General features: G+C 70.2%; 25 protein-coding genes and 1 pseudogene. 14 read left to right on the forward strand and 12 right to left on the reverse strand.

Annotation, left to right across the window (positions count from 1 at the left end):
- Nucleotides 1-286 precede the first annotated feature (286 nt).
- The 5 genes from flgK to DI526_RS12000 are packed head-to-tail and all read left to right on the forward strand — an operon-like array spanning nt 287 to nt 5,250.
- Complete coding sequence (gene flgK, locus DI526_RS11980; protein WP_304277991.1) at nt 287-2,404, forward strand: flagellar hook-associated protein FlgK; 2,118 nt, start codon at nt 287-289, stop codon at nt 2,402-2,404.
- Nucleotides 2,405-2,407: 3 nt separating this feature from the next.
- Nucleotides 2,408-3,331 carry a flagellin gene (locus DI526_RS11985; protein WP_304277994.1) on the forward strand — a complete coding sequence of 308 codons (924 nt, stop codon included), beginning with the start codon at nt 2,408-2,410 and terminating at the stop codon, nt 3,329-3,331.
- 45 nt (nt 3,332-3,376) lie between these two features.
- Nucleotides 3,377-4,591 carry a tRNA 2-thiouridine(34) synthase MnmA gene (gene mnmA, locus DI526_RS11990; protein ID WP_304277997.1) on the forward strand — a complete coding sequence of 405 codons (1,215 nt, stop codon included), beginning with the start codon at nt 3,377-3,379 and terminating at the stop codon, nt 4,589-4,591.
- A gap of 57 nt (nt 4,592-4,648) precedes the next feature.
- Nucleotides 4,649-5,098, forward strand: coding sequence for a DUF4126 domain-containing protein (locus DI526_RS11995; RefSeq protein ID WP_304277999.1), 450 nt, complete (start codon nt 4,649-4,651; stop codon nt 5,096-5,098).
- Nucleotides 5,095-5,250 carry a hypothetical protein gene (locus DI526_RS12000; RefSeq protein WP_304278002.1) on the forward strand — a complete coding sequence of 52 codons (156 nt, stop codon included), beginning with the start codon at nt 5,095-5,097 and terminating at the stop codon, nt 5,248-5,250. The genes DI526_RS11995 and DI526_RS12000 overlap by 4 nt, the downstream gene beginning before the upstream one ends.
- Nucleotides 5,251-5,388: 138 nt before the next feature.
- Here the strand turns inward: DI526_RS12000 and DI526_RS12005 are convergent, their stop codons facing one another.
- A complete protein-coding gene (locus tag DI526_RS12005) occupies nt 5,389-5,889 on the reverse strand; it encodes a helix-turn-helix domain-containing protein (protein WP_304278005.1) in 501 nt (166 codons plus the stop codon).
- A 231-nt stretch (nt 5,890-6,120) separates the two neighbouring features.
- Between DI526_RS12005 and DI526_RS12010 the strand changes: the two genes are divergently transcribed.
- A complete protein-coding gene (locus DI526_RS12010) occupies nt 6,121-7,308 on the forward strand; it encodes an acetyl-CoA C-acyltransferase (protein WP_304278008.1) in 1,188 nt (395 codons plus the stop codon).
- A 147-nt stretch (nt 7,309-7,455) separates the two neighbouring features.
- Nucleotides 7,456-7,725 (forward strand): GNAT family N-acetyltransferase, encoded by a 270-nt coding sequence (locus DI526_RS12015; protein ID WP_013080474.1) that lies wholly within the window; start codon nt 7,456-7,458, stop codon nt 7,723-7,725.
- On the opposite strand, the gene DI526_RS12020 is transcribed toward DI526_RS12015, so the two are convergent.
- Together DI526_RS12020 and DI526_RS12025 are read right to left on the reverse strand one after the other, a co-directional pair.
- Nucleotides 7,722-9,101: a M20/M25/M40 family metallo-hydrolase gene (locus DI526_RS12020; protein WP_304278013.1), complete on the reverse strand. Its 1,380-nt coding sequence runs from the start codon at nt 9,099-9,101 to the stop codon at nt 7,722-7,724. The genes DI526_RS12015 and DI526_RS12020 overlap by 4 nt on opposite strands.
- Nucleotides 9,102-9,136: 35 nt before the next feature.
- Nucleotides 9,137-9,649: a helix-turn-helix domain-containing protein gene (locus tag DI526_RS12025; RefSeq protein WP_304278015.1), complete on the reverse strand. Its 513-nt coding sequence runs from the start codon at nt 9,647-9,649 to the stop codon at nt 9,137-9,139.
- 99 nt (nt 9,650-9,748) lie between these two features.
- Here DI526_RS12025 and DI526_RS12030 point away from each other — a divergent pair, with 99 nt between their 5' ends.
- A complete protein-coding gene (locus DI526_RS12030; RefSeq protein ID WP_304278018.1) occupies nt 9,749-10,561 on the forward strand; it encodes an SDR family oxidoreductase in 813 nt (270 codons plus the stop codon).
- A gap of 109 nt (nt 10,562-10,670) precedes the next feature.
- On the opposite strand, the gene DI526_RS12035 is transcribed toward DI526_RS12030, so the two are convergent.
- Nucleotides 10,671-11,240, reverse strand: coding sequence for an OmpA family protein (locus DI526_RS12035; protein ID WP_304278021.1), 570 nt, complete (start codon nt 11,238-11,240; stop codon nt 10,671-10,673).
- Between the two features lie 179 nt (nt 11,241-11,419).
- Nucleotides 11,420-11,566, reverse strand: a complete 147-nt coding sequence (locus tag DI526_RS12040; protein WP_304278023.1) for a hypothetical protein — start codon at nt 11,564-11,566, stop codon at nt 11,420-11,422.
- A 345-nt stretch (nt 11,567-11,911) separates the two neighbouring features.
- On the opposite strand from DI526_RS12040, the gene DI526_RS12045 reads away from it, so the two are divergent.
- A complete protein-coding gene (locus DI526_RS12045) occupies nt 11,912-12,289 on the forward strand; it encodes a hypothetical protein (protein ID WP_304278025.1) in 378 nt (125 codons plus the stop codon).
- On the opposite strand, the gene DI526_RS12050 is transcribed toward DI526_RS12045, so the two are convergent.
- Nucleotides 12,286-13,299 carry a lipase family protein gene (locus DI526_RS12050; RefSeq protein ID WP_304278028.1) on the reverse strand — a complete coding sequence of 338 codons (1,014 nt, stop codon included), beginning with the start codon at nt 13,297-13,299 and terminating at the stop codon, nt 12,286-12,288. The two genes, DI526_RS12045 and DI526_RS12050, sit on opposite strands and share 4 nt — an antisense overlap.
- Nucleotides 13,300-13,420: 121 nt before the next feature.
- On the reverse strand, nt 13,421-13,753 hold the full coding sequence (locus DI526_RS12055) for a hypothetical protein (protein ID WP_304278030.1): 333 nt from the start codon (nt 13,751-13,753) through the stop codon (nt 13,421-13,423).
- A gap of 99 nt (nt 13,754-13,852) precedes the next feature.
- On the opposite strand from DI526_RS12055, the gene DI526_RS12060 reads away from it, so the two are divergent.
- Nucleotides 13,853-14,566 (forward strand): cytidylyltransferase domain-containing protein, encoded by a 714-nt coding sequence (locus tag DI526_RS12060; RefSeq protein WP_304278033.1) that lies wholly within the window; start codon nt 13,853-13,855, stop codon nt 14,564-14,566.
- Nucleotides 14,563-15,573, forward strand: a complete 1,011-nt coding sequence (pseG, locus tag DI526_RS12065; RefSeq protein WP_304278036.1) for a UDP-2,4-diacetamido-2,4,6-trideoxy-beta-L-altropyranose hydrolase — start codon at nt 14,563-14,565, stop codon at nt 15,571-15,573. Before DI526_RS12060 ends, pseG begins: the two co-directional genes overlap by 4 nt.
- Here the strand turns inward: pseG and DI526_RS12070 are convergent.
- From DI526_RS12070 to DI526_RS12080, 3 genes are read right to left on the reverse strand one after another with little or no spacing between them, the layout of a single operon-like run.
- Nucleotides 15,546-16,319, reverse strand: a complete 774-nt coding sequence (locus tag DI526_RS12070; RefSeq protein ID WP_304278039.1) for a sulfite exporter TauE/SafE family protein — start codon at nt 16,317-16,319, stop codon at nt 15,546-15,548. The two genes, pseG and DI526_RS12070, sit on opposite strands and share 28 nt — an antisense overlap.
- 4 nt (nt 16,320-16,323) lie before the next feature.
- Nucleotides 16,324-16,857: a rhodanese family protein gene (locus DI526_RS12075; RefSeq protein WP_304278042.1), complete on the reverse strand. Its 534-nt coding sequence runs from the start codon at nt 16,855-16,857 to the stop codon at nt 16,324-16,326.
- Entirely contained in the window at nt 16,826-17,185 is a 360-nt protein-coding gene (locus DI526_RS12080; protein WP_304278074.1) for a helix-turn-helix transcriptional regulator, read from the reverse strand. Before DI526_RS12080 ends, DI526_RS12075 begins: the two co-directional genes overlap by 32 nt.
- 73 nt (nt 17,186-17,258) lie before the next feature.
- Here DI526_RS12080 and DI526_RS12085 point away from each other — a divergent pair, with 73 nt between their 5' ends.
- Nucleotides 17,259-18,131, forward strand: coding sequence for an MBL fold metallo-hydrolase (locus DI526_RS12085; RefSeq protein WP_304278043.1), 873 nt, complete (start codon nt 17,259-17,261; stop codon nt 18,129-18,131).
- 3 nt (nt 18,132-18,134) lie between these two features.
- Here the strand turns inward: DI526_RS12085 and DI526_RS12090 are convergent, their stop codons facing one another.
- Entirely contained in the window at nt 18,135-20,519 is a 2,385-nt protein-coding gene (locus tag DI526_RS12090) for a PAS domain-containing sensor histidine kinase (RefSeq protein ID WP_304278045.1), read from the reverse strand.
- A 73-nt stretch (nt 20,520-20,592) separates the two neighbouring features.
- On the opposite strand from DI526_RS12090, the gene DI526_RS12095 reads away from it, so the two are divergent.
- Together DI526_RS12095 and DI526_RS12100 are read left to right on the forward strand one after the other, a co-directional pair.
- Complete coding sequence (locus DI526_RS12095; RefSeq protein WP_304278048.1) at nt 20,593-21,072, forward strand: Dps family protein; 480 nt, start codon at nt 20,593-20,595, stop codon at nt 21,070-21,072.
- Nucleotides 21,073-21,087: 15 nt separating this feature from the next.
- Nucleotides 21,088-22,224 (forward strand): annotated as a pseudogene (locus DI526_RS12100) (cell wall hydrolase); the annotation flags it as partial.
- A gap of 194 nt (nt 22,225-22,418) precedes the next feature.
- On the opposite strand, the gene trxB reads toward DI526_RS12100, so the two are convergent.
- Nucleotides 22,419-23,426, reverse strand: a complete 1,008-nt coding sequence (gene trxB / locus DI526_RS12105) for a thioredoxin-disulfide reductase (protein WP_304278051.1) — start codon at nt 23,424-23,426, stop codon at nt 22,419-22,421.
- Between the last annotated feature and the right edge of the window lie 130 nt (nt 23,427-23,556).

The following is a 23,556-nucleotide window of genomic DNA, read 5'->3' on the forward strand; positions in this document are numbered from 1 at the left end:
GAATTAAGGGAAAGTTCACCATTCGGGCGCGGCTGCGAGAGGCGGTTTTTGCCGGGTCCGGGGGCCAGCGATGACCGGACTTGCCGCGTCGGCGGGTCGCGGCCGCAGTTGGCGCCCTCCTTGCGCATGACATCTGGTCGAATGTCCGACCCTCGGAACTCTTCGCCATGAAATTCAATGGCTTGGCCTATATCGGGATGCTGATCCCCACCCCGCCCCGGCAAGTTTCGCCGGGCAAGGACGCGTCGTGCGTTGCGCGGTTTGCCGAGCTGAAAGGATCGCCCGCATGTCGCTGAACTCGGTCATGGCCACGGCGACGTCCGGCATGATGGCGGCCCAGACGGGCCTGCGCGTCACCTCGGACAACATCGCCAACGTCAACACCAAGGGCTACGTCCGCAAGACGATCTCCCAGTCGAACATGCTGTCCAACGGCATGGGCGTGGGCGTCAATATCGACGCCATCAAGCGTGCGACCGATCGCTTCCTGCAGAGCGCCAGCCTGAACGCCGCCTCCGACAGCGGCCGCGCAGCCGTCGTCGCAAGCTCGCTCGACAGCGCCCAGCAGCTGTTCGGCGATCCCAGCGACGACTCCAGCTTCTTCTCGCGGCTCGACGATATCTTCTCGGCCTTTTCCTCGGCCCAGGACGATCCCAGCTCGACGCTGCGCCGGACCCAGGTCCTTACGCGGGTCAGCGACTTCCTCAACGAGTCGAGCCGGATCACCTCGTCGATCTCCAAGCTCGGCAAGGACGCCGACACGCGGATCTCCGCCGACGTGGACCGGATCAACGACCTGCTGGCCGAGATTGACAGCCTGAACTCGGACATCACCCGGGCCCGGGTGGCCGGCGCCGACGCCACCGGCGCGGAGAACGTGCAGGCCAGCCGCGTCGACGAGCTGGCCAAGCTGATGAACGTCCAGATCACCCCGCGCACGATGGGCGGGGTCATGGTTCGCTCGACCGAGGGCCTGTCCCTGGCCGGCGACGGCGCGGCGAAGGTGACCTACCAGACCTCGCCGACGGCCACGGGCTATCTGACGGTCCAGCTGGCCAACGGCTCGCCGGTGCCGACGCCCCTGAACATCTCGAGCGGCGAACTGCGCGGCCTGCTCGAGGCCCGCAACACCGAGCTGGTCAACCTGTCCGACCAGCTGGGCGAGTTCACCTCGCGGGCGGCCGAGCAGATCAACCGGGCCGCCAACGCCGCCTCGGCCGTCCCGGCCCCCAACACCCTGACGGGTCGCGACACCGGCCTCGACGCCCAGGCCGCCATCAAGGGCTTCACCGGCAAGACGACGATCGCCATCACCGACGGCTTGGGCGTGATCCAGCGCCGCATCGACATCGACTTCAGCACGTCGTCGATGGATGTCGACGGCGTGCCGGTGTCGTCCCCGCCGGCCTTCACGTCCGCCAACTTCATCACCCAGCTGAACGCGGCCATGGGCACGCTCGGCTCGGCCGGGTTCGCGGGCGGCGCCCTGACGCTGTCCGGCTCGAGCGGCCTGGGCGTGGCGATCGCCGACGGCTCCCCGGCGTCCAGCAAGGCCGGCAAGGGCTTCAGCCACTATTTCGGCCTCAACGACATTATTCGGACCGACGGCTACTCGCCCTACGAGACGGGCCTTGGCCCCTTGGACGCGCACGGCTTCACGTCGGGCGACATGACGATCCGCCTGACCGACGTCGAGGGCGGACGGATCCGCGACGTTCTGGTCACCCCGCCGCCGGGCGGCACGATGCAGGACCTGCTGGACGCCCTGAACTCGCGGGCCGGCGGCGTCGGCCTGTACGGCTCCTTCTCGCTGAACGGCAAGGGCCAGATCAGCTTCACCTCCAACACCACCAGCGCGGTGACGATGTCCGTGGTGGCCGACAATACCGAGCGCGGCGTCGGCGGCCCCTCCGTCAGCCAGCTGTTCGGCATCGGACCGGCCGAACGCAGCACCCGGGGCGAGAAGTTCTATGTCGACCCGACGATGGACCAGAACCCGGCGCGGCTGCCCTTCGCCCAGCTGGACCTGTCGCAGACCGTTGGCGGCAAGCCGGCCCTGACCGTCGGCGATGGTCGCGGGGCCCTGGCCCTGGCCAAGGCCGGCGACACCGTCACCAGCTTCTCGGCGGCCGGCGACACCTCGGCCGTCACCATGAGCGTCACACGCTACGCAACGGACTTCAGCGGCTCCATCGCCCGCAAGGCGTCCACGGCCGAGAACCGCAAGGACTCCGCCGCGTCGGTCTCCAGCGAAATCGACAGCCAGCGCCAGTCCGAAGAGGGCGTGAACCTCGACGAAGAGCTGATCAACCTGACCACCTACCAGCAAGCGTTCAACGCCTCGGCCCGCCTGATCCAGGCGGCCAAGGACCTGTACGAAGTGCTGACCGACCTTGTGAGGTAAGCCATGACCCGGGTCTCGACCGTCCAGAACTACAACATCATGACCTCCAACCTGATGCGGGCCCAGATCCGCCAGAGCGAGGTGGGCAACCAGGTCTCGAACCAGAAGGTCGCCGCGGACCTGAAGGGCTACGCCAAGAACGCCGAGATGCTGACCGCCATGCGCAGCACCCAGGCGCGCTTGACGGGCCTGGTCGACCAGACGCGCCAGGTGAGCAACCGGCTGGAAATGCAGGACTCCGGCCTGGGCAAGGTCGCCGACTCCACCAAGTCCGCCCGCGAGGCCATCGCCAACGCCCTGGCCTCCGGCAGCGCCCAGACCATGATGCAGCAGCTGCAGGCGGCGTTCGGCAACGTCGTGCAGGGCCTCAACACCAAGGCCAACGGCCTCTATGTGTTCTCGGGCGCCAAGACGGACACGCCGACGACCGACGCGACCACCATGGGCAGCCTGACGCTGGCGCCGACCACCGCCTCGCTGTTCAATAACGACACCTACATCGCCACCGGGCGCGTGGATGAGCAGGCCAGCGCCAATATCGGCGTGCTCGGCAACGCCGTGGGCGAGCAGGTGTTCGACGCCTTCAAGCTGGTCCAAGCCCACGTCGACGCCTTCGGGCCGTTCACCGGCAAGCTGACCGACACCCAGGTCAATTTCCTGAACGGCGTGCTCGGCGAGTTCGACAAGGCCTACAAGGGCGTCGTCGACATCCAGGGCAAGAACGGCGTGACCCAGAAGCGCTTCGAGAGCGCCGAGGGCGACCTGCAGAACCAGGTCGACACCCTCGCGGGCATGGTCGGCGGCATCACGGACGTCGACATGGCCGACGCCGTCACCCGTCTGGAGTCGGCCAAGCTGGCCGTCCAGGCCTCGGCCCAGGTGTTCACCAGCCTACAGGCCTCGTCGCTGCTGAACGTGCTGAAGTAACGGCGGAACCTCGCAAAATCGGCCCTCGCCCGCTATATGGCGGCGATGACCGCCGAGTTGCCGACCAAGACCGACACCGCCGACACCCTGATCGCCCGCGCCGTCGAACAGGCGCGCGCCGCCGTCGGCCTGCCCGAGGGAACCCGGATCGTCGCGGCCATGTCCGGCGGCGTGGACTCGACCGTCACCGCCGCCCTGCTGGCTCGCGCCGGCTATGAGGTCGTCGGCGTCACCCTGCAGCTCTACGACCACGGCGCGGCGATCTCGCGCAAAGGCGCCTGCTGCGCCGGCCAGGACATCCTGGACGCCCGCATGGCCGCCGAGCGCATCGGCATCCCGCACTACGTCCTCGACTACGAAAGCCGTTTCCGCGAGCAGGTGATCGAGGACTTCGCCGACGCCTATCTGCGCGGCGAAACGCCGATTCCCTGCGTGCGCTGCAACCAGACCGTCAAGTTCCGCGACCTCCTGGACGTCGCCCGCGACCTGGGCGCCGAGGCCATGGCCACCGGCCACTACGTCCAGCGCGGCATGCCTTCTGGCGCGAACCGCCCGCAACTGCGCCGCGCCGCCGACCCGGCCAAGGACCAGAGCTATTTCCTGTTCGCCACCACGCGCGAGCAGCTCGACTTCCTGCGCTTCCCGCTGGGCGGCATGGACAAGCCGACCGTGCGCGCCGTCGCGGCGGGCCTGGGCCTGTCGATCGCCGACAAGCCCGACAGCCAGGACATCTGCTTCGTGCCCGAGGGCAAGTACACGACCGTCATCGACCGCATCCGCCCGCAAGGCGCGGAGGCCGGCGACATCGTGCACCTGGACGGCCGCGTGCTGGGCCGCCACGAGGGCGTCACCCGCTACACGATCGGCCAGCGACGGGGCTTGAACATCGCCGTCGGCGATCCGCTGTTCGTGGTCCGCATCGACGCCGACAAGCGCCAGGTGATCGTCGGCCCGCGCGAGGCCCTGCTGACCGCCGCCCTGACCTTGAAGGAAACCAACTGGCTGGGCGGCCAGGACGACCTGGCGGCCGCCGCCGACGAGGGCCAGGCCGTGCTGGCGCGCGTGCGCTCGACCCGCGAGCCCGTTCCTGGTCGCCTGACGCTGATGGACGGCGAGGTCGCCGTGGCCTTCGACGGGTCCGAAGAAGGCGTCGCGCCGGGTCAGGCCTGCGTGCTCTACGACCCGGCCGATCCGGAGCGCGTGCTGGGCGGCGGGTTCATCGCGCGGGCGGTGCGGGCGATGGATATCACCCCGGCCTGATCGGATCGAAAGGCGGCCTCCAGGGTTCTGCAAGGGACCACGCTCTGGAGACCCCGCATGCTTCGATCCCTGCTCATCGGCCTTTCGGCCGGCTCCCGCGCCCTGACGCCGCTGGCCACCGTCAGCGAGGCGGCCCGCAGCGGCCATCTGTCCGAGACCAATCCGGCGGTCCGCCTGCTGGCCCATCCGCTGTTCTCGGCCGGCTCCAAGGCCCTGGCGGCGGGCGAACTGTGGGGCGACAAGCTGAAGTCCGCGCCGGATCGGATCGTGCCGGCCGGCATCGCCGCGCGGCTCCTGGCCGGCGGCCTGAGCGGCGCGGCCCTGGCCCCGCGCAAGCAGCTGCTGCTGGGCGCCGCCCTCGGGGCCGGCGCGGCGGTGGCGGCGTCCTACGTCACCTTCGGCGCGCGCATGAAGGCCCTGCGCCGCTGGGGCCAGACCCCGACAGGCCTCGTGGAGGACGCCCTGACGGTGGGCGCGGCCCAATGGGTGGTGCGAGGCGCCAAGTGAGCACGCCGGAAAAGGCCGCCGCGCCAAAGCCGCCGGAAGCGCCAGAGCCGCCTCGGCCCGCCAAGGTCACGGCCGAGGGCGTCCGTCGCCAGCGCCGGCACATCAAGGACCTGACCGGAGAGGACCCGCTGCGCGGCGGGGTGGCGGACTAGGGCCGAGTCCCTCTCCCCTTGCGGGAGAGGGTGGCCCGGAGGGCCGGGTGAGGGGTTGCGCTCCGCTATCCGGAAAGGCCTTTCAACCCCTCATCCGTCGGCTTCGCCGACACCTTCTCCCGCAGGGGGAGAAGGAAACTACTCCGCCGCCATGTTGGCCGCTTCCAGGGCCTCGCCCACCGTCAGGCTGTCGGCCCGGCGCGACGTGCGCTCCAGCTCGCGACGATCGACCACCTCGCCGCAGGCTTCGCAGGCCATCACCGGGTGGAAGGCGCAGCCGCAGCCCTTGTGGGTGAACATCACCGGCGAGTTGTCGCGGCCGTAGACGTGGCGGTCGCCCCATTCGGCCATGGTCAGCAGCACGGGCGACAGCGCCAGACCCTTCTCCGTCAGCCAGTACTCGTGGCGCGGCGGGCGTTCCGAATAGCGGCGGGTCTCCATCACGCCGTGACCGACCAGGCTCTTCAGGCGGGCGGCCAGGACGTTGCGGGCGACACCCAGCCGCTCCTGCCACTGCTCGAACCGCTTCACCCCGGCGAAGGCGTCCCGGAGGATCAGCAAGGTCCACGGGTCGCCGACGACCTCGAGGGTGGCGGCGACCGAGCAGCGCTCGTTGGTGTAGTCAGCGGTTCGACCCATGACGCAAGGTTGAGGCGTTCCGTGGCGGAAAGCAAGAGCGTTGCGTTTGAAGATGAACCGATCTAGGTTTTTATTCGCAATTGACTCTCTCGGTTCATTTGCAGACTGGCGAGCGGTCCCGGCGTCCGCCCCGACCGCTCGCCCCTTTCCCATCACGATCTCGCAAGCCTCTTGCGCGGGATGTGGCGATCAGGGCCTATCTCGCCTCAAAAGTTCTGTAGGGAGAAAATCATGTCCGCCGCCGATCCCGTCGTCATCGTCTCCTATGCCCGCACCCCGATGGGCGGCTTCCAGGGCGCTCTAGGCGGGGTGAAGGCCACCGAGCTGGGCGCGAGCGCGGTCAAGGCCGCCATTGAGCGGGCCGGCGTGGCGGGCGACAAGGTCGAGCAGATCATCATGGGCTGCGTGCTGCCGGCCGGCCTTGGCCAAGCCCCGGCGCGCCAGGCGGCGCTGGGCGCGGGCCTGCCGCTCTCGGTCGAGGCGACCACCGTCAACAAGATGTGCGGCAGCGGCATGCAGGCGGCGATCATGGCCCACGACGCCCTGGCGGCCGGCTCGGTCGACTTGGTCGTGGCCGGCGGCATGGAGAGCATGACCGGCGCGCCCTACCTGATGGCCAAGCACCGGGCCGGCGCCCGCATCGGCCACGACCAGATCTGGGACTCCATGTACCTGGACGGCCTGGAGGACGCCTACACCCCCGGCAAGCTGATGGGCGCCTTCGCCGAGGACACCGCCGCCCAGTACCAGTTCACCCGCGAGGCCATGGACGCCTATGCGACCAAGGGTCTCGCGAAAGCCAAGACCGCCATCGAGACCGGCGCCTTCAAGGGCGAGATCACCCCGGTCAGCATCCAGACCCGCAAGGGGACCGAGGTCATCGATACGGACGAGCAGCCGCTGAAGGCCGATCCGGCCAAGATCCCGACCCTGCGGCCGGCCTTCGCGCGCGACGGCGGCATCACGGCGGCCAACAGCAGCTCGATCAGCGACGGCGCGGCCGCCCTGGTCATGACGCGCGAGAGCGTCGCCAAGGCGCTGGGCCTGCCGATCGTCGCCCGCGTCGCCGGCCACGCCGCCCACGCCCACGAGCCGGGCCTCTTCACCACCGCCCCGGTCCCGGCCATGAAGAAGGCGCTCAAGAAAGCCGGCTGGAGCGTCGAGGACGTCGACCTGTTCGAGGTCAACGAGGCCTTCGCCGTGGTGGCGATGATCGCGCAGCAGGAGCTGGGCATTCCCGAGGACAAGCTGAACGTCAACGGCGGCGCCTGCGCCCTGGGCCACCCGATCGGCGCCTCGGGCGCGCGCATCCTCTGCACCCTGATCGCAGCCCTCCAGGCCCGCGGCGGCAAGAAGGGCCTGGCGTCCCTGTGCATTGGCGGCGGCGAGGCCACGGCGATGGCGGTGGAGCTGGTGTGAAGACTGGTGAAGATGCTCCCCCGCGATGCGGGGGAGCTGTCGCGGAGCGACTGAAGGGGCTAGCTGGACGTTGACCGCGCTCGCCCGCTCCGGCCCTTTGGGCCACCGCCCTCGCAACGCGGGGGAGGATCAAGCGTTGGAACCCTCATGACCGACACGTTCCGCCACAACCCCGAACTGTCCCGCTACGAGCTCGAGGTCGACGGCCTGCTGGCCGTGGCCGACTATCAGCGGTCGGGCCACCGGCTGGTGATCCCGCACGTCGAGGCCGACCCGGCCCTGCGCGGCACCGGCGCCGCCGGACGCCTGATGACCAAGGTCGCCGAGACGGCCCGCGCCGAGGGCATGCGGATCACCCCGCTGTGCTCCTACGCGGCGGCCTGGCTGAAGCGGAACGATCCGGACCTGATCGCCTAGGGCTGTTTCGGGGCCGGCGGCGGGCTCTCGAAGCTGCCGGCCGGGCCGGGGAATACGATCGGGCTTTCCCAGCCGTCGGGGCTGACCGACGAGACGCCGAAGAAGTAGTCGTCGATCACCACGTCCCTCAGGGTCACGGTCGCGGCCGGGCCTGGGACCCAACGGTTCAGGCGCCAGGTCGGGTCGGTGGTCACCCGCCACCAGACGCGATGGCCCGCCGCGCCGGGCGTCGGGGCCCAGGAGACCTTGGTGTCGGGGCTGACCGCGCCCTCGATCTTGACGCCCGACGGCGGCGGCGGGGCCGAGGCGAGGCTGGCCATCGCCACCACGTTCAGCCGGGTGACCTGGGCGAGGTAGGTGAAGTCGACGCCCTCGATCGTGTCGCCATAGGCCTTGCCGTTCTCGGTCCGCAGGTCCTGGTGCTGGCGATCGTAGTTCTCGACGGCCTCGGTCACCCGCACGGCCGGATAGCCGGCCTCCAAGAGCGGCACCTGGTCGCCGCCCCGGCCGTAGCGGTCGGTGCGATAGACCATCACCACGTCGAAGTTCGTCAGGTACTTGTCGGCCAAGCCATCGAGATAGCGGGCCAGGTTGCGCGAGGGGCTGTCGACCTCGCCGCCGTTGTAGCGGCGGCCGTTGGCCTGCTCCGGCGTCTCGACGGCCTTGGTGCCTTCCGAGAAGACCCGGACGTGGGTGTTGTCGATCACCCCGCTCTGGCCGCGGCTGTTGCCGACGATGTCGTTGTTGAGGTCGGCCTCGACCTTCCAGCCCTGAGCGCGAGCGTAGTCGGCGAGGATCTTGCCGCCCAGCAGCCCCTGCTCCTCGCCCGAGAGAACGGCGAACACCAGGGTGGCGGGAAACTTGTGCTTGGACAGCACCCGCGCCGCCTCGATCACCGCCGCCACGCCCGAGCCGTCGTCATTGGCGCCCGGCGCGTCGCTGGTGAAGTTCATGACGTCGGTCACGCGGCTGTCGATATGGCCGGCGATGATGATCACCCGGTTGGGGTCGGTCGTTCCCTTCTGGATCGCCAGCACGTCCATCACCTCGGTCGGGTTGGGCACGCGCCGGCCCGTGACGACCTGCGACGGCGTCTCGACGGTCAGGCAGCCGCCGCAGTCCCTGGAGATCGCCTCGAACCGCGCCTTGGCCCAGCGACGCGCCGCGCCGATGCCGCGCTTGTCCGACTGGGTGTCGGACAGGGTGTGGCGCGTGCCGAAGCCGACCAGCGAACGGATCGTGCTCTCCAGCGCCTTGGCGTCGACATCGGCGGCGACGGTGCGCAGCAGCGGCTGATCCGTCGAGGGCGCCGGCGTTTCGGCGTGGGCGACACCAGCCGCCATCAGGCCGGCGGCGAGGACGAGGGACAGACGCATGGCGACTCCGGGACAGGAAGCGCGAACGTTGCCGTTCAGGCCGTCTCCGGACAATCCCCTTTCAGCCCCGCCATGAACGCCACCCGCTCCAGCACCTCCGGCCCCGCCGCCGGTCCGGCCGCATAGGTGAAGTGCTCCGGCGTGATCGGCTTGCCGCTGACCTGGTCAATCAGCACGGGCTCGGCCGCGTTCCCCGTCTCGCGGTCCACGAGTTGGCCCGCAATCCCCTCGACCGCGAAGTGGCGGTTGCCGAAGGCCAGCATCGCCGTCAGCACGCCGCCGAAGTCGCGGCCCAGGTCGGTCAGCACGTATTCGTAGCGCGGCGGGCGCGTGCTGTAGGCGCGCTTTTCCAGCAGGCCGTTCTCGACCAGGGCCGCCAGGCGCTTGGTCAGGATGTTCGGCGCGACGCCCAGGCTCTTCTCGAACTGGTCGAAACGTCCAAGACCCTGACTGGCGTCTCGGAGGATCAGGAAGGTCCAGGCGTCTCCCACCCGCTCCAGCGTGCGAGCGACCGGACATTGGGTGGGGGCGCGTTCAGATTTGCTCATGACGAAATATCTGGGGAGTGACTTGCGATTTGCAAGTTAACTCATAGCTAGCCATCAAGCCGGACCGATGGGGCCTCGGCAAGGGACTTTGAAACACCGATGAGCGACACCAGCACGAGTAGCGCCCCTGGGGGCGCGGCCCTGATCACCGGCGCCTCGACCGGCATCGGCGCGGTCTATGCCGACCGCCTGGCCAAGCGCGGCCACGACCTGATCCTGGTCGCCCGCGACGAGGCCCGCCTCAACGCCCTGGCCGAGCGCCTGCGCGGCGAGACCGGCGTCAAGGTCGAGGTCATCAAGGCCGACCTGACCGACAAGGCCGACCTTGTGAAGCTGGAGCAGCGCCTGGCGGCCGACACCGCGATCACGGTGCTGGTCAACAACGCCGGCGTCGCCGGCGCGGGCGACTTCGTCGGCTCCGAGCCCGACGCTTTCGAGAAGATGATCCAGCTGAACGTGGTGGCGGTCACCCGCCTGGCCTCGGCGGCGGCCCGCAACTTCGTCCCGCGCAACGCCGGGACGATCATCAACCTGGCCTCGGTGGTGGGTCTGATGCCTGAGCTGAACATGCCGGTCTATGGCGCGACCAAGGCCTATGTGACCTACCTGACCCAGGCCCTGCGCGCGCAGTTCGGCGACTCCGCCGTCCGCCTGCAGGCCGTTCTGCCGGGCGCGACCCGCACCGAGATCTGGGAGCGCTCGGGCTCGGACATCAATGCGATGGACCCGAACATGGTCATGGATGTCGACGACATGGTCGACGCGGCGCTGGCGGGCTTCGACCAGGGCGAGCTGGTGACGATCCCGTCCCTGCCCGACGCGGCCGACTGGACCCATGCGCTGGCGGCCAAGGCCAAGCTCTATCCGAACCTGTCGCGCAGCCAGCCGGCGGCGCGTTTCAAGACGGCCTGAGGACGGATTCCTCGCCGGCGCGGCGCTCACTCCCGCGCCGGCGAGTCCGCCCTGGACCCGCGCCTCGGCCTGATGCCGGCCGAGGCGCCGATCCGGAACGCGGGAAAAACTAGCTAAGGACCATCACGACGACGCGGCGGTTCTGGGCCCGGCCCTCGCGCGTCTCGTTCGGGGCGACCGGGGCGTCCTGGCCGTAGGAGATCGTCGACATCCGGTTCAGGGCCACGCCGTGCTGGCTGAGGAACTTGCGGACCGTCTCGGCGCGCTTCTCGCCAAGCTCGTCGTTATATTCCTTGGAGCCGGAATTGTCGGTGTGACCCTGGATCTCGAGGTAGACGTTCTTGTTGTCGGCCTTGAGCTTCTCGGCGAACTCGCCCAGGCGCTGCTCGGCTTCCGGCGACAGGTTCGCGGCGTTGACCGGGAACTTCACCGAGTCGTCGCTGAGCACCAGGGCGTACTGGAACTTGCCCTCGGCCAGCTTGCCGGCGGCGATGGCGCGGTCCAGGGCCTCCTTGGAGGTCTTGTCCAGTTCGCCGATCTGCGTGTCATGAGCGCTGACCCGCTCGTTGACCGCCCCGACCTGGGTGTTGACGTACTTCTTGGTCGCGCAGCCGGAAACCGACAGGCCGCCCATCACCAGGGCGGCGGCGACCATCATGGTCTTCGTGCTTGCTATCATCTTGGTTCTCATCCGTAGTGACGCAGCGTCCTGCAACGCTCGCTGATGCAAAACCGACAGCCGAACTTGGCCAAAGATGGGCGCGATTCCGGCGCTTCCGGGCCAAGCTTGAGCATTGAATTACAAGCACATTATAGCCGCGCGCGAACCCGGATCGCGGCCTTTGGTTCCGGCGAAAATTATTCCGTTTCCGACGCCGAAAGCCACGCCAGGAAGGCTTTCAGGGCGGGACTCGGGACCTTGGACTTCAGCCAGGTCAGCCAGTCGCGGCCCGCCCCGACCTCGACGTCGAAGGGCCGCGCCAGGCGTCCCCCGGACCAGGTCACGACTGAACATATTGGGCGGCGCCAGCGCCACGCCAAGACCCTGGACCGCCGGCCGTCGACAGCGACCGCGGCGGCGGCGAGGACGCCCGTAACACCGTCCACGCGAACGTGGCGCGGGCGGTCGTGGCGGCGGGGTTCGGCGCCTAGCGGAGAAAGTTATCCACAGGGCGCCACAATAATCCCGACATCCCCGGCGACACGTCAGTGCGCGGGGAGGTCGGGTGTTTGTGAATTCCCGTACCTTTCCCCGCCTAGAAATAACCATTTCCGTTGCGCCACGCCGACTTAGACAAAAACACAGGTTTCTTACGCCCGGTGCTCGCGGCGGCCTCATGATTTCAGGTCATGAGCACCGCCCCTTCCCCCACCGCCGCCCGTCGCTGGTGCGACGCCCTGCAACAGAAGCTGATGGACGCGATCGACGCGGCCTGGGCCATGGCCGACGGGAGCGACGACCCGGCGGTCATCGCCAAGGCCCGCGAGCAGGCGCGCCTGGCCGGCCAGATCGCCGGCATGGCCCGCAAGGTCCTGTCCCTGGATCCGCCGCAGCCCAAGCCCGCCAACCTGCCCGGCTTCATCCACGAGGCCTTCGACCGCCTGGACGCGGCCACCGCGCCGATCCTGGCGGCCGCCGCGCGCAAGGAGGCGGCCGAGGCCGGCAAGCCCGCCGCCGCCCAGGCCGTGGCGATGCAGAACGCGCTGCGGAAGCTGAAGCGGCGCTAAGCGCCCTCTCCCGCATCGGTCCAGCCCGGGGCCCGCAGGTTGGCCGCGGCGATCAGCTTCTGGCGATAGAGGCCGATCATGTGGTCGTCGATCAGCGGGAAGCGGCGGGTGATCGGCCAGAGCACGCTGAACACGCCCAGCCACAGGCCCAGCAGGAACGGCGTGCGATCATATCGCTTGGGCGGCTCGCCCAGACGCCCCAGCACGCGCACGTCGCCGCTGTGCTGGTAGCCGAGATACGGCGGCGGCACGGCCGGAACGATGTCGCGGCCATTGACCAGGCGGTAGTGCGGGCACTTGACCTCGGCGTCGAAGCTGCGCTGGCCGACGCGCGGCGATCCGAAGGTGTAGCAGGCCGCCAGGATGTCGCGCTCGAACGCGGCCGAGGCGATCTGCGCCAGGGCGCCGCCCAGCGAGTGGCCCGTGATGTAGAGGCCCTTGTCCGGCGGCACGCGCGGGCCGGCCAGGTCCTTGGCGATCGCGTCCTCGACGCTGCGGAAGGCCTTCAGGAAACCCTCGTGGACGCAGACGGTGTCGTCCCCGGCGCGCAGCGGCTGGCGCCCCGCCGCCAGATTGACCTCCCAGTCGGCGAAGTCCTGCGTGCCGCGAAACGCCAGCACCGTCATCTGGTCGCTGGTCGCCAGATAGGCCTGGGTCCCGATCGAGGTCGCATAGGTCGCCACCAGATCGAAGCCGCCCTTCTTCAGGCGGGCCCGCATGGTCCCGAGGCTGACGCCCGTGGGGTCCTCGAAATTGTCGTAGGCGATGGCGCACAGCGACGCCATCAGGGCGCAGGTGCGGTCCGAATAGGCCGCCCGCCAGGTGGGCGCGGCCACGACCATGGCGTCGGTGATCGGAGTCAGGCGCTCGGCCAGCGTCTTGGCCTCCGCGACGACGGCGTCGAAGCGCGCCTGCAGGTCCCGGACCTCGGCCTCGTCGGCCGGGCCGTCGCTTGCGCCCGATTTGCGGGGCGCCTTGGCGACCCCAGCCTTCCTCGCCCTGACCGCCATGACCAGCCCCGCCGTCGCTGGCGTGCGAAGGGCGCAAGCGCCGCGTCAACACGCCTGGAGAGCATTCAAGTCAGACACAACTCCGGTCCGGGGGCAATCGTTAAGACCGGGCGGCGAGGCCTCAGGCCCCCTCCTCGTCGACATAGATCACGACCGGCTTGCCGCGCGACAGCGGCTCCCAGCCGGCCTCGATGGCCGAGGCGATGGCCTTGGCGACGATGCGCACCGGGATCTGCGACGGCTTCAGCGGCGGGGCGCTGAACTTGGGCTTGGGGCCGGGCGGGAACTCGATCATCGCCTCGCGCTGGCCGGCCTGGTGGCGCACCGCCAGCACCTTGCCGTGCCGCTCGGACGGGTCGTAGGACCACTGCGGCAGCCGGTGCAGCCGCCAGACATAGGGTTCTCCGTCGACCTCGATGTCGAACTCGACGATCAGCTTGGTGGTTTTGGCCATGCGAGGGCATAGCGCGGACGGCGGCCAAGAAAAAGGGTTCGGCGCGCCCGGCCCACGAAGCCAGTGGCCTTTCGCGGGCCGAATCTCCATCATCGGCGGATGATCGTCGCCATCCTCCAGGCCCGCATGAGCTCCACCCGCCTGCCGGGCAAGGTGCTGATGCCCCTCGTGCGCCAGCCGATGATCGTGCGCCAGATCGAGCGCGTCGCCCGCGCCCGCCGGATCGACAAGCTGGTCGTCGCCACCTCGGACGGGCCCGAGGACGACCCGATCGAGAAGGCGGTGCTGCGGGAAGGCATCCCGGTGTTCCGGGGCTCGCTGCACGACGTCCAGGACCGGTTCCTCGGCGCGTTGGACGCCCATCCGGCCGAGCACCTGGTGCGCCTGACCGCCGACTGCCCCCTGGCCGATCCCGACCTGATCGACGCGACGATCGATCTCTGTCTGTCCAGCGCCGCCGACTACGCCAACAACACCGCCCCCGGCCGCGCCTGGCCCAAGGGCACCGACATCGAGGTGGTGCGCGCCGCCGCCCTGCGCGAGGCGGCCAAGGTCGCCACGCCCGAGGCCCGCGAACACGTCACCTGGGACATCCGCATGCAGCCGGAACGCTGGCGGCAGGTGTTCCTGGCCTGCCACCCCGACCAAGGCGCGGTGCGCTGGACGGTCGACCGCCCCGACGACTACGCCTTCGTCGCGGCGGTCTATGACGCCCTCTATCCGAAGAACCGAACCTTCACCTCGGACGACGTGCGGGCCTTTGTCCGCGATCGGCCAGACCTTGCGGACTACGGGGGCGACCGGCGGGTATGAGCCGGATTGTCTTCGTCTGCGCGGCGGGCCCGAGCATCGGCGGCGGCCATGTGATGCGCTCCCTCACCCTGGCGCGCGCCCTGCAGCGGGCCGGCGCGACCTGCGCCTTTCGGGCGAGCCCCGAGGTCGGCGCGGTGCTGGACGCCTTCGCCTCCGACATGGCGCGGGCGACGGATGACGCGGGCTTCGACGCCGTCGTCTTCGACCACTACGGCCTTTCCGCCGAGGATCACCGCGCCTTGGCCAAGGGCCGCCCCACCCTGGTGATCGACGACCTCGCCGACCGTCCGCTGGCCGCCGACCTGGTGCTGGACTCCGGACCGGCGCGGACGGCGCAGGACTATGCGGGCCTTCTGCCGCCCGGCGCGCGCCTGCTGCTGGGGCCCTCCTACGCGCCGGTGCGTCCCGCCTTCGCGGCCCTCCGCGAGGCCGCCCTGGCCCGGCGCGCTGCGCGGCCGCCGGTGCGCCGGATCCTGGTGTCGCTTGGCCTGACCGATGTCGGCGGGATCACCCAGCGGGTGGTCGGGCTGCTGCGCCCCCTGGTCGGCGAGGCGGTCCTCGACGTGGTGGTCGGCGGCGGCGCGCCCAGCCTGCCGGCCCTGCGCGCCCTGGCCGAGCAGGACGAACGCCTCGTCCTGCATATCGACACCCAGGACATGCCGCGCCTGACGCTGGAGGCCGACCTCGCGATCGGCGCGGGCGGCTCGACCACCTGGGAGCGCTGCGTGCTGGCCCTGCCGACCCTGACCCTGATCCTGGCCGACAACCAGGTCGCCGCGGCGCGGGCGCTTGAGACGGCCGGCGTCGCGCCGTGCCTGGACGTCGCGGCGGCAGGCTTCGAGACGGCCTTCGCCCGCGAGGTCTCGGACCTGCTGGCGAACGCGGAGCGCCGGGCGGCGCTGTCGGCGGCGAGCGCGGGTGTCTGCGATGGCCTCGGAGCAGAGCGGGTCGCGGTGGCGTTTTTGGAGAGAGTGGGGACTTACCCCACCGCGCGCCACGCCACGTAAGCCGCCGTCAGCACGATCATCCCCGCGAACAGCCGCCGCGCCAGCAGGACGCGACCAGCCATCAGCGGCGCCAGCCGCGCGCCCGCGAGCACGCCAAGCCCGCCGCCCGCGACCAGGGCCAGGAACACCGGCCAGTCGACCAGACCCGAGGCCGCGTAGCTGGCGCTGGTGGCCGCGCCGAACAGGGTCACCGAGACCAGGGACGAGGCCGCCGCGTTGGCCAGGGTCATGCCGGTGGCGGCCATCAGGCCCGGCGCGATCAGGAAGCCGCCGCCGATGCCGAAGAAGCCCGCCGCGAAACCGGTCATCAGGCCGATCGGCGCCAGCCTCATGGCCTTGGCCGGATCGATGCGGACGTCCGGATCGCCCGGCGAGCGTGGCGCCCGCAGCATCGAGAGCCCGACCAGGGCCATGGCCAGGGCGAACCAGGCCAGCAGATGCTGGGCCGGCAGGGTCTTGGCCACCTGGGCGCCGAGCAGCGAACCGACGAGCCCCGGCCCGCCGAAGGTCAGGGCGCACGGCCACTTGACCCGTCCCGCCTTGGCCTGGGCCGCCAGGCCGGCGGCGGCGTTGACCGCCACCGCCGCCGCCGAGGTCCCGATCGCCACGTGGGCGTCGCGCAGGCCGACGACGTAGAGCAGCAGGGGCGTGGCCAGCACCGAGCCGCCGCCCCCGAACAGGGTCAGCAGCAGGGCGACCAGCGCTCCGCTCAGCACGGCGGCGGCGTATGTCCAGACCGGGTCCATGGCCTCACGCGCGCGCCGGACGGTTCCAGGGCGCCAGGGCCAGCAGGCGGGCCATGCCACAGAAGCCGGTGACGCCGGCGAAGGTCAGGCCCGCGCCGACGAAGCCGGCGATTCCGAAGAACAGCGGCGAGACGGCCAAGCCCAGGATGACGCCGGTCAGCACCAGCAGACCGGCGGCGATCTGCACCTGGCGCATCATCTCCAGCGGCGCCTTGGCGTCGACCTCGACCGGCAGGCCGGCCGCGTCCCAAGCGTCGAGACCGCCGTCGAGGACATAGCCGCGCGTCCCGCAGGTGGCGGCCAGGGTCGGCGCGTGGGCGCCGGTGCGCATGCCCGAGCGGCAGGTGAAGATCACCTCCCGCGCGTCGGGCGCGCCCAGCCCCTTGGCGGCGAGGGTCGAGACGGGACGCGACAAAGCTCCCCTGACACGTCGGCGGGCGAACTCGTCGGGCTCGCGGATGTCGATCAGGACGGCGCGGCCGTCGGCGAGGCGCTGGGCGGCGTCTTCAGGCTTCAGCGGGATCAGTGGGGCGGTCATGGGCGGCGCTCTCCGTGGGAGGACAGAAGATCTCCGCGAGGACGCCCACCACCTTGACGGCGGCGGGGTCGGCGATCCGGTACCACACCGTCTGGGCTTCGCGGCGCGCGGCCACGATCCCCTCCTCGCGAAGCACCGCCAGGTGCTGCGAGAGGGCCGACTGCGACAGGCCGACCAGGGGCGTCAGTTGCCCCACCGACCGTTCGCCATCGGCGAGCTGGCACAGGATCATCAGCCGGCGCTCATTGGCCAGGGCGCGCAGAAGCTTGGCGGCTTCCGCGGCGCTGGCCTCGAACTGGCTGACATCGAAACGCGAGAGATCGAACATGAACGCCATATATTAGCTTGTGCTAAATTAGCAAGTCCTTATATGAAGAGCCTGCTGATTGGAGGCTCTAGCCATGCGTCCCGACGTTCAAGCGTTTTTCGATCCCGCCACCTTCACGGCCAGCTACCTGGTCAGCGATCCCGCGACCGGCGTGGCCGCGATCATCGACCCGGTGCTGGACTTCGAGCCCAAGGCGGCCAAGCTCTCGACCGCCTCGGCCGACGCCCTGCTGGACGCCGTGGCGACGCGCGGCCTGACCCTGGCCTATGTGCTGGAGACCCACGCCCACGCCGACCACCTGTCGGCGGCCGACTACATCCGCAGGAAAACCGGCGCGAAGATCGTGATCGGCGCGCGCATCGTCGAGGTGCAGAAGACCTTCATCCCGGTGTTCGAGGCCGAAGCCGAGGTCGCCGCCGACGGCGCCGCCTTCGACGTGCTGATGAACGAGGGCGATACGCTGCCGCTGGGCGAGCTTTCGATCGGCGCCCTGCACACGCCCGGCCACACGCCGGCCTGCCTGACCTACACGATCGGCGACGCGGCCTTCGTCGGCGACACCCTGTTCATGCCCGACTACGGCACCGCCCGCGCCGACTTCCCCGGCGGCGACGCGGCCACGCTTTACCGCTCGATCCGCAAGGTCCTGGCCCTGCCGCCGCAGACCCGCATCTTCGTCGGCCACGACTACCTGCCGGCGGGGCGCTCGGACTACCGCTGGGAGACCACGGTGGCCGAGGAGCGGGCGCGCAACATTCACGTCCATGACGGCGTCGACGAGGCCGAGTTCGTCGCCCTGCGCCAGGCCCGCGACGCGACCCTGGCCGCGCCCACGCTGATCCTGCCGTCGCTGCAGGTGAACATCCGCGCTGGCGCCCTGCCCGCGCCCACGCCGGCGGGGAATGTCTTCCTGCGTCTTCCCGTCAGCGGCGCCCCGCTGGCCTGACCGCTAGCCCGGCCGGGCCTGGGACAGGGCCTGGGCCAGGGTCTCCAGCGAGAACGGCTTGGAGATGAACGGCCAGTCGCCGGCGCGCGCCCGGCTCTGGTCGCCGCCGACATAGCCCGAGCACAGCACCACCGGCAGGCCCGGACGCGAGACGGCCAGTTGCTCGGCCAGATCGACGCCGCTCTTGCCGCCCGGCATGATCACGTCGCTCAGCACCAGCTCGATCTCGCCGTCGTCGTCCAGGCGCGCCAGCGCCTCGTCGACGCCGCCGGCGCGCACCACCGCGTGGCCGAGGTCGTTCAGCATCGCCTCGACCAGCTCGGCCACCTGGTGGTCGTCCTCGACCAGCAGCACCCGGGACGGCGTCTGGGCGCGGATGGGATCGACCTTCTGCGCCGCGTTCCGAGGCGCGCCGGCCTCGACCACCGGCAGCAGCAGCGACACGCTCGAGCCCTCGCCCACCACGCTCTCGATCTCGACCGAGCCGCCGCTCTGGCGCGCGAAACCATAGACCTGCGACAGGCCAAGGCCGGTGCCCTGGCCCGGCGGCTTGGTGGTGAAGAACGGCTCGACGGCGCGGGCGATGGTGGCCGCGTCCATGCCCGAGCCGGTGTCGCGCACCGAGACCTTCAGATAAACTCCTGGCTCGAGCTCGCCGCGCGGCTCGCTGATGGTCACCGCGCCGGACTCGATGGTCACGGACCCACCCGCCGGCGTGGCGTCGCGGGCGTTGACGACCAGGTTGAGCAGCGCCGCCTCGAACTGGCCGGCGTCGATGCGCGCGGCCCGCACGCCCGCGCCCAGCCGCAGCTTGAAGCCGTAGGCGTCGCCGAGGGCGCGTTTCAGCAGCTCCTCGCTCTCGGCGATCAGGCCGTCGACGCGGCGGACTTCCGGTTTCAAGGGCTGGCGGCGGGCGAAGGCCAGCAGGTGCTGGGTCAGCTTCTCGCCGCGCCTGGCCGCCGCCAGGGCCGCGCCGATCATCCGCTCGCGGCGGCGCGCGTCGTCGGGATGGCGCGCGACCACGTCCAGCGCGCCGATCACCACCGTCAGCAGGTTGTTGAAGTCGTGGGCCACCCCGCCGGTCAGCTGGCCGATGGCCTCCAGCTTCTGGGCCTGCAGCAGGGCCGCCTGGGCCGCGTCGCGCTCGGCGACCGCCGCGGCCGCGCGCTCGCTGAGCAGCTCGTTGATGTTGGTCAGGTTCTCCTCGGCGCGCTTGGCGTCGGTGATGTCGAAGGCGATGCCGGAGAAGCCCGAGAAGACGCCGCTCGAATCCAGGCGGGGCTGCGAGAACGACTTCAGCCAGCGCCACTCGCCGTCCGCGCGGCGATAGCGTCCCTCCAGGCTGAACGGCTTCAGCGAGGCCTCGCCTTCGATCTGGGCCTTGAGGATGCCCGGCAGGTCCTCAGGGAAGAGGCGCGAGCGCCAGTCCAGCGTCATCGCCTCGTCGTAGGACAGGCCCGCGAAGTCGACATAGGCCTGGTTGACGAACTCGCGCGCGCCGCCGGGCCGCGACGTCCACATCAGGGCGGGGGCGCTGTCGGCCAGGGCCCGGAACCGCGCCTCGCTCTCGCGCACCTGCTCTTCGGCCCGGCGGCGGTTGGTGACGTCGAAGTTCAGGCCGATCATCCGCACCGGCTTGCCGGTCGCGTCGCGGACCACCTCGCCCCGACCATGGACCCAGCGCTCACCCTGGCTGGTGTCGGCCAGGCGGTACTCGACCTCGTACTCCTCTGAGCCCGTGAGGGCCGCCCGCACGCGCTCCCGGGCGATCTCGCGGTCGTCGGGGTGGACGTACTGGGCCATGTCAGCCAGTTGCATCGGCCCTTCCAGCGGCGCGCCGAGGTTGCGCCGCGCGGCCGGCGAGAAATAGAGCTCGCCGGTCTCCAGATTGAACTCCCACGGCCCGACGCCGGCGGCGGTCTGGGTCACGCGAAGCCGCTCCTCGGCGTCGCCCAGGTCCCGCTTGATCCTGGCCAGGCCCCGGATCGCCCCGCGCAGGCCCTCGGCGATCGCGACCACCATCACCGCGCACAGCAGGTAGATGACCAGGGTCGATAGCTCGTCCTCGGACAGCGGCACGCCCTCGCGCCCGCCCCACAGCCACCAGCCGAACGCGCCGCCGGCCACGGTGGGGATCAGCCCCCAGCGCCAGCCCGCGTACAGCGTCACCATCATGATGGCGGGGAAGAACGGCTGGGTCGCGCCGACCCCGCCATGCAACCCCAGCAGGGCGACGCGGATCAGCACCGCCATGCCGATCCCGATCAGCGCCGCCAGGGCGCAAAGCGGCGCCGGTGGGGGAACCGGAGGGATCAGCCAGGCGCTAATCAGGCCGTCAATGCGTCCTTGCTCGTCAGAGACAAGGGACGGGGCGTCTTTTTTCTCCATCTTCGTCCCGGCAAAGATGTCTTGCGCGGAAGATGGGCACGCTTACCTAAGACAAGCAACACGGGAGATCACGATGGCCGATGCTCTGAACACCGGACTGAGCGCCAAACAACGGTCCGACATCGCCGCGGCCCTGAACAAGGTGCTGGCCGACAGCTATGCGCTCTATCTGAAGACGCACGGCTATCACTGGAACGTCCGCGGCCCGAACTTCCAGTCCCTGCACGTCCTGCTCGAAGGCCAGTACACCGAGGAGTGGACGGCGCTGGACGCCATCGCCGAGCGCATTCGCGCCCTGGGCGAGCTGGCCCCGCAGGGCTACGCCGCCTTCGGCAACCTTTCGAGCATCAAGGACGGCAACCCCGAAAGCGACTGGGAAGCCATGCTGAAAGAGCTGCTGGCCGACAACGAGACGGTGATCCGCACCCTGCGCGACAGCTTCCCCGTCCCGGACGAGGCCGGCGACGAGGCCACGGCCGACCTGTTCACCCAGCGCCTGCAGGCGCACGAGAAGCACGCCTGGATGCTTCGTTCCACCCTGGGCGGCAAGTAGCCGCCCGAGGGCGGCGTGAACCTCCCGACGGCGTCAAACGTCCGCAAGGCCGCCGCGACCCTGCTGGTCGTCGGCGGCCTTTGCGCGTGCTCGACCACGACCTACTACGTCGCCGCCGGCGAGGGGCGCGAGGCGGGCCTCTTCCGGGTGACCGGCAGCTTCAGCGACAAGGGCCTGGCCCGCTATGTCGCCGACTACGACCCGGCCATGCTGGCCCTGGCCCGGCGCCACGATCCACGTCCGCACAAGGACTATTGGGGTCGCGTCGAGGGCTGGGAGGTCATCGACCTCAAGGCCATCCCCCGCCTGGGCGACCGCGAGCCGGACTTCGAGGCGGCGCGGACCATCAACGCCCTGCGCCCGGCGGTTCCCGACGGGCTGGAGCCGGCCAAGCCGTTCGTGCTGACCGGCTCGGCCGACGCGCGGGCCAAGGCGCTGAAGTGCCTGACCCAGGCGGTCTATTACGAGGCCGGCTTCGAGCCCGGCGAGGGCCAGATGGCCGTGGCCCAGGCGGTGATCAACCGGATGCGCCATCCGGGGTATCCGAAGTCGATCTGCGGCGTCGTCTACGAGGGCGCGGCGCGGACGACCGGCTGCCAGTTCAGCTTCGCCTGCGACGGCTCCCTGGCGCGCGCGCCGGCCCCGCTCCTGTGGGCCAACGCCGAGGCCGTGGCCAGGCGGGCGCTGAGCGGCTTCGTGTTCAAGCCGGTGGGCACGGCGACCCACTACCACGCCGACTACGTCGCGCCCTATTGGGCCCCGACCCTGGTCAAGCTGAAGCAGTTCGGCCAGCACATCTTCTATCGCTGGACGGGCCCTTCCGGGACGCTGGCGGCGTTCAACGGTCGCTACTCCGGGAACGAGACCGTCTCGGCCGATGTCCTGCTGGCGGCCGACCCGCGGATCCTGGAGGGCGCGCCGCCGACCGCCCTGGCCGCCCCGGCCGCGCCTCCGCCGCCGGTCGTCACCGGCGCCGTGGCCCAGATGCTGGGGGTGCCGAACCTGGTGCTGCCCAACGCCAGGCTGGTGAGCGTGCCCGACGCCAACGCGCCGAACGGCGAGCGGGTGGTGGCCCAGGGCGTGGTCGCCGGCCGCCGCATCCCCACCCCCGACGAGATCGCCAGGATCAACAAGGCGCTGGAAGCGGTGTCGGAAGCGCCGCCGACGAAGGCCCAGCCGCCCAGTTCGCTGAATCCGCCGAATTAGGCGTTCTAGATGCTCCCCCGCGATGCGGGGAAGCTGTCGCGGAGCGACTGAGGGGCCACAAGCTGGACTTATGCCGTGTTGGCCCCCTCCGGCCCTCTGGGCCACCTCCCCCGTTGCACGGGGGAGGACCTATCTGGTTCTCACCAAACCCCGATCTTGTTCGCCTCGGCGTGGCTGATCGGGTGGTGGGCCTTCTTGTGGTCTTCCTCGGCCAGGAAGCGGACGGCTTCCAGGGCGGCCATGCAGCCCATGCCGGCGGCGGTGACGGCCTGGCGGTAGACGTCGTCGGTGACGTCGCCGGCGGCGTAGACGCCCTTGATCGCGGTCGAGGCCGTGCCCGGCTTGACCTTCAGATAGCCGCCCGGACCGGTTTCCAGCTGGCCGGCGAACAGCTCCGACGAGGGGGCATGGCCGATGGCGATGAAGACGCCGTCGCAAGCCAGCTCGGTGGTGGCGCCGGTCTTGACGTTCTTCAGGCGCACGCCCGTGACGCCCATCGGATCGGTCTCGCCCTTGACCTCGTCGATGACGCTGTCCCAGACCACCGCGATCTTCGGGTGGGCCAAGAGGCGCTCCTGCAGGATCTTCTCGGCGCGCAGCTCGTCCTTGCGGTGGACCAGGGTCACCTTGCTGGCGAAGCTGGTCAGGAACAGCGCCTCCTCGACGGCCGTGTTGCCGCCGCCGACCACCACAACCTCCTTGTTGCGATAGAAGAAGCCGTCGCATGTGGCGCAGGCGCTGACGCCAAAGCCCTGGAACTTGGCCTCGGTCTCCAGGCCCAGCCACTTGGCCTGGGCGCCGGTGGCGATGATGATGGTCTCGGCGATCCAGTCCTGGCCGCTGTCGGTCTTGACCGTGAACGGGCGCTGGGAGAGGTCGACGCTGGTGACGATGTCGTTGACCAGCTCGGTGCCGACATGCTCGGCCTGGGCGCGCATCTGGTCCATCAGCCACGGCCCCTGGATCACGTCGGCGAAGCCCGGATAGTTCTCGACGTCGGTCGTGATGGTCAGCTGGCCGCCGGGCTGGATGCCGGCGATCAGCACGGGCTTGAGCAGGGCGCGCGCGGCGTAGATGGCGGCGGTGTAGCCGGCGGGACCCGATCCGATGATCAGGCAGCGGGTGTGACGGGGAGCGGTCGTGGACATGGCGGATATCTAGGCTCGATTCCGCCGTTGCGCCAGATTTGAGGGCTTCAGCGCGATCATGTCACGGTGAAGGTGAATAGACATAACCCCGTTTTTGGTGTGGACTTCCCGTCAGTGGCGACAAAAGCCA

It is taken from the genome of Caulobacter segnis, assembly GCF_003243465.1.
In the GTDB taxonomy this organism is placed as follows: domain Bacteria; phylum Pseudomonadota; class Alphaproteobacteria; order Caulobacterales; family Caulobacteraceae; genus Caulobacter; species Caulobacter segnis_A.

Coding starts and splice junctions, on each gene's coding strand:
- flgK (WP_304277991.1), top strand. CDS start 287: ATGTCGCTGAACTCGGTCATGGCCACGGCGACGTCCGGCATGATGGCG.
- DI526_RS12030 (WP_304278018.1), top strand. CDS start 9,749: ATGAGCGACACCAGCACGAGTAGCGCCCCTGGGGGCGCGGCCCTGATC.
- DI526_RS12060 (WP_304278033.1), top strand. CDS start 13,853: ATGATCGTCGCCATCCTCCAGGCCCGCATGAGCTCCACCCGCCTGCCG.
- DI526_RS12035 (WP_304278021.1), bottom strand. CDS start 11,240: ATGATAGCAAGCACGAAGACCATGATGGTCGCCGCCGCCCTGGTGATG.
- DI526_RS12045 (WP_304278025.1), top strand. CDS start 11,912: ATGAGCACCGCCCCTTCCCCCACCGCCGCCCGTCGCTGGTGCGACGCC.
- DI526_RS12080 (WP_304278074.1), bottom strand. CDS start 17,185: ATGTTCGATCTCTCGCGTTTCGATGTCAGCCAGTTCGAGGCCAGCGCC.
- DI526_RS12050 (WP_304278028.1), bottom strand. CDS start 13,299: ATGGCGGTCAGGGCGAGGAAGGCTGGGGTCGCCAAGGCGCCCCGCAAA.
- DI526_RS12015 (WP_013080474.1), top strand. CDS start 7,456: ATGACCGACACGTTCCGCCACAACCCCGAACTGTCCCGCTACGAGCTC.
- DI526_RS12025 (WP_304278015.1), bottom strand. CDS start 9,649: ATGAGCAAATCTGAACGCGCCCCCACCCAATGTCCGGTCGCTCGCACG.
- DI526_RS12020 (WP_304278013.1), bottom strand. CDS start 9,101: ATGCGTCTGTCCCTCGTCCTCGCCGCCGGCCTGATGGCGGCTGGTGTC.
- DI526_RS12085 (WP_304278043.1), top strand. CDS start 17,259: ATGCGTCCCGACGTTCAAGCGTTTTTCGATCCCGCCACCTTCACGGCC.
- mnmA (WP_304277997.1), top strand. CDS start 3,377: ATGACCGCCGAGTTGCCGACCAAGACCGACACCGCCGACACCCTGATC.
- DI526_RS11995 (WP_304277999.1), top strand. CDS start 4,649: ATGCTTCGATCCCTGCTCATCGGCCTTTCGGCCGGCTCCCGCGCCCTG.
- DI526_RS12070 (WP_304278039.1), bottom strand. CDS start 16,319: ATGGACCCGGTCTGGACATACGCCGCCGCCGTGCTGAGCGGAGCGCTG.
- DI526_RS12055 (WP_304278030.1), bottom strand. CDS start 13,753: ATGGCCAAAACCACCAAGCTGATCGTCGAGTTCGACATCGAGGTCGAC.
- DI526_RS11985 (WP_304277994.1), top strand. CDS start 2,408: ATGACCCGGGTCTCGACCGTCCAGAACTACAACATCATGACCTCCAAC.
- trxB (WP_304278051.1), bottom strand. CDS start 23,426: ATGTCCACGACCGCTCCCCGTCACACCCGCTGCCTGATCATCGGATCG.
- DI526_RS12090 (WP_304278045.1), bottom strand. CDS start 20,519: ATGGAGAAAAAAGACGCCCCGTCCCTTGTCTCTGACGAGCAAGGACGC.
- DI526_RS12075 (WP_304278042.1), bottom strand. CDS start 16,857: ATGACCGCCCCACTGATCCCGCTGAAGCCTGAAGACGCCGCCCAGCGC.
- DI526_RS12010 (WP_304278008.1), top strand. CDS start 6,121: ATGTCCGCCGCCGATCCCGTCGTCATCGTCTCCTATGCCCGCACCCCG.
- DI526_RS12095 (WP_304278048.1), top strand. CDS start 20,593: ATGGCCGATGCTCTGAACACCGGACTGAGCGCCAAACAACGGTCCGAC.
- pseG (WP_304278036.1), top strand. CDS start 14,563: ATGAGCCGGATTGTCTTCGTCTGCGCGGCGGGCCCGAGCATCGGCGGC.
- DI526_RS12005 (WP_304278005.1), bottom strand. CDS start 5,889: ATGGGTCGAACCGCTGACTACACCAACGAGCGCTGCTCGGTCGCCGCC.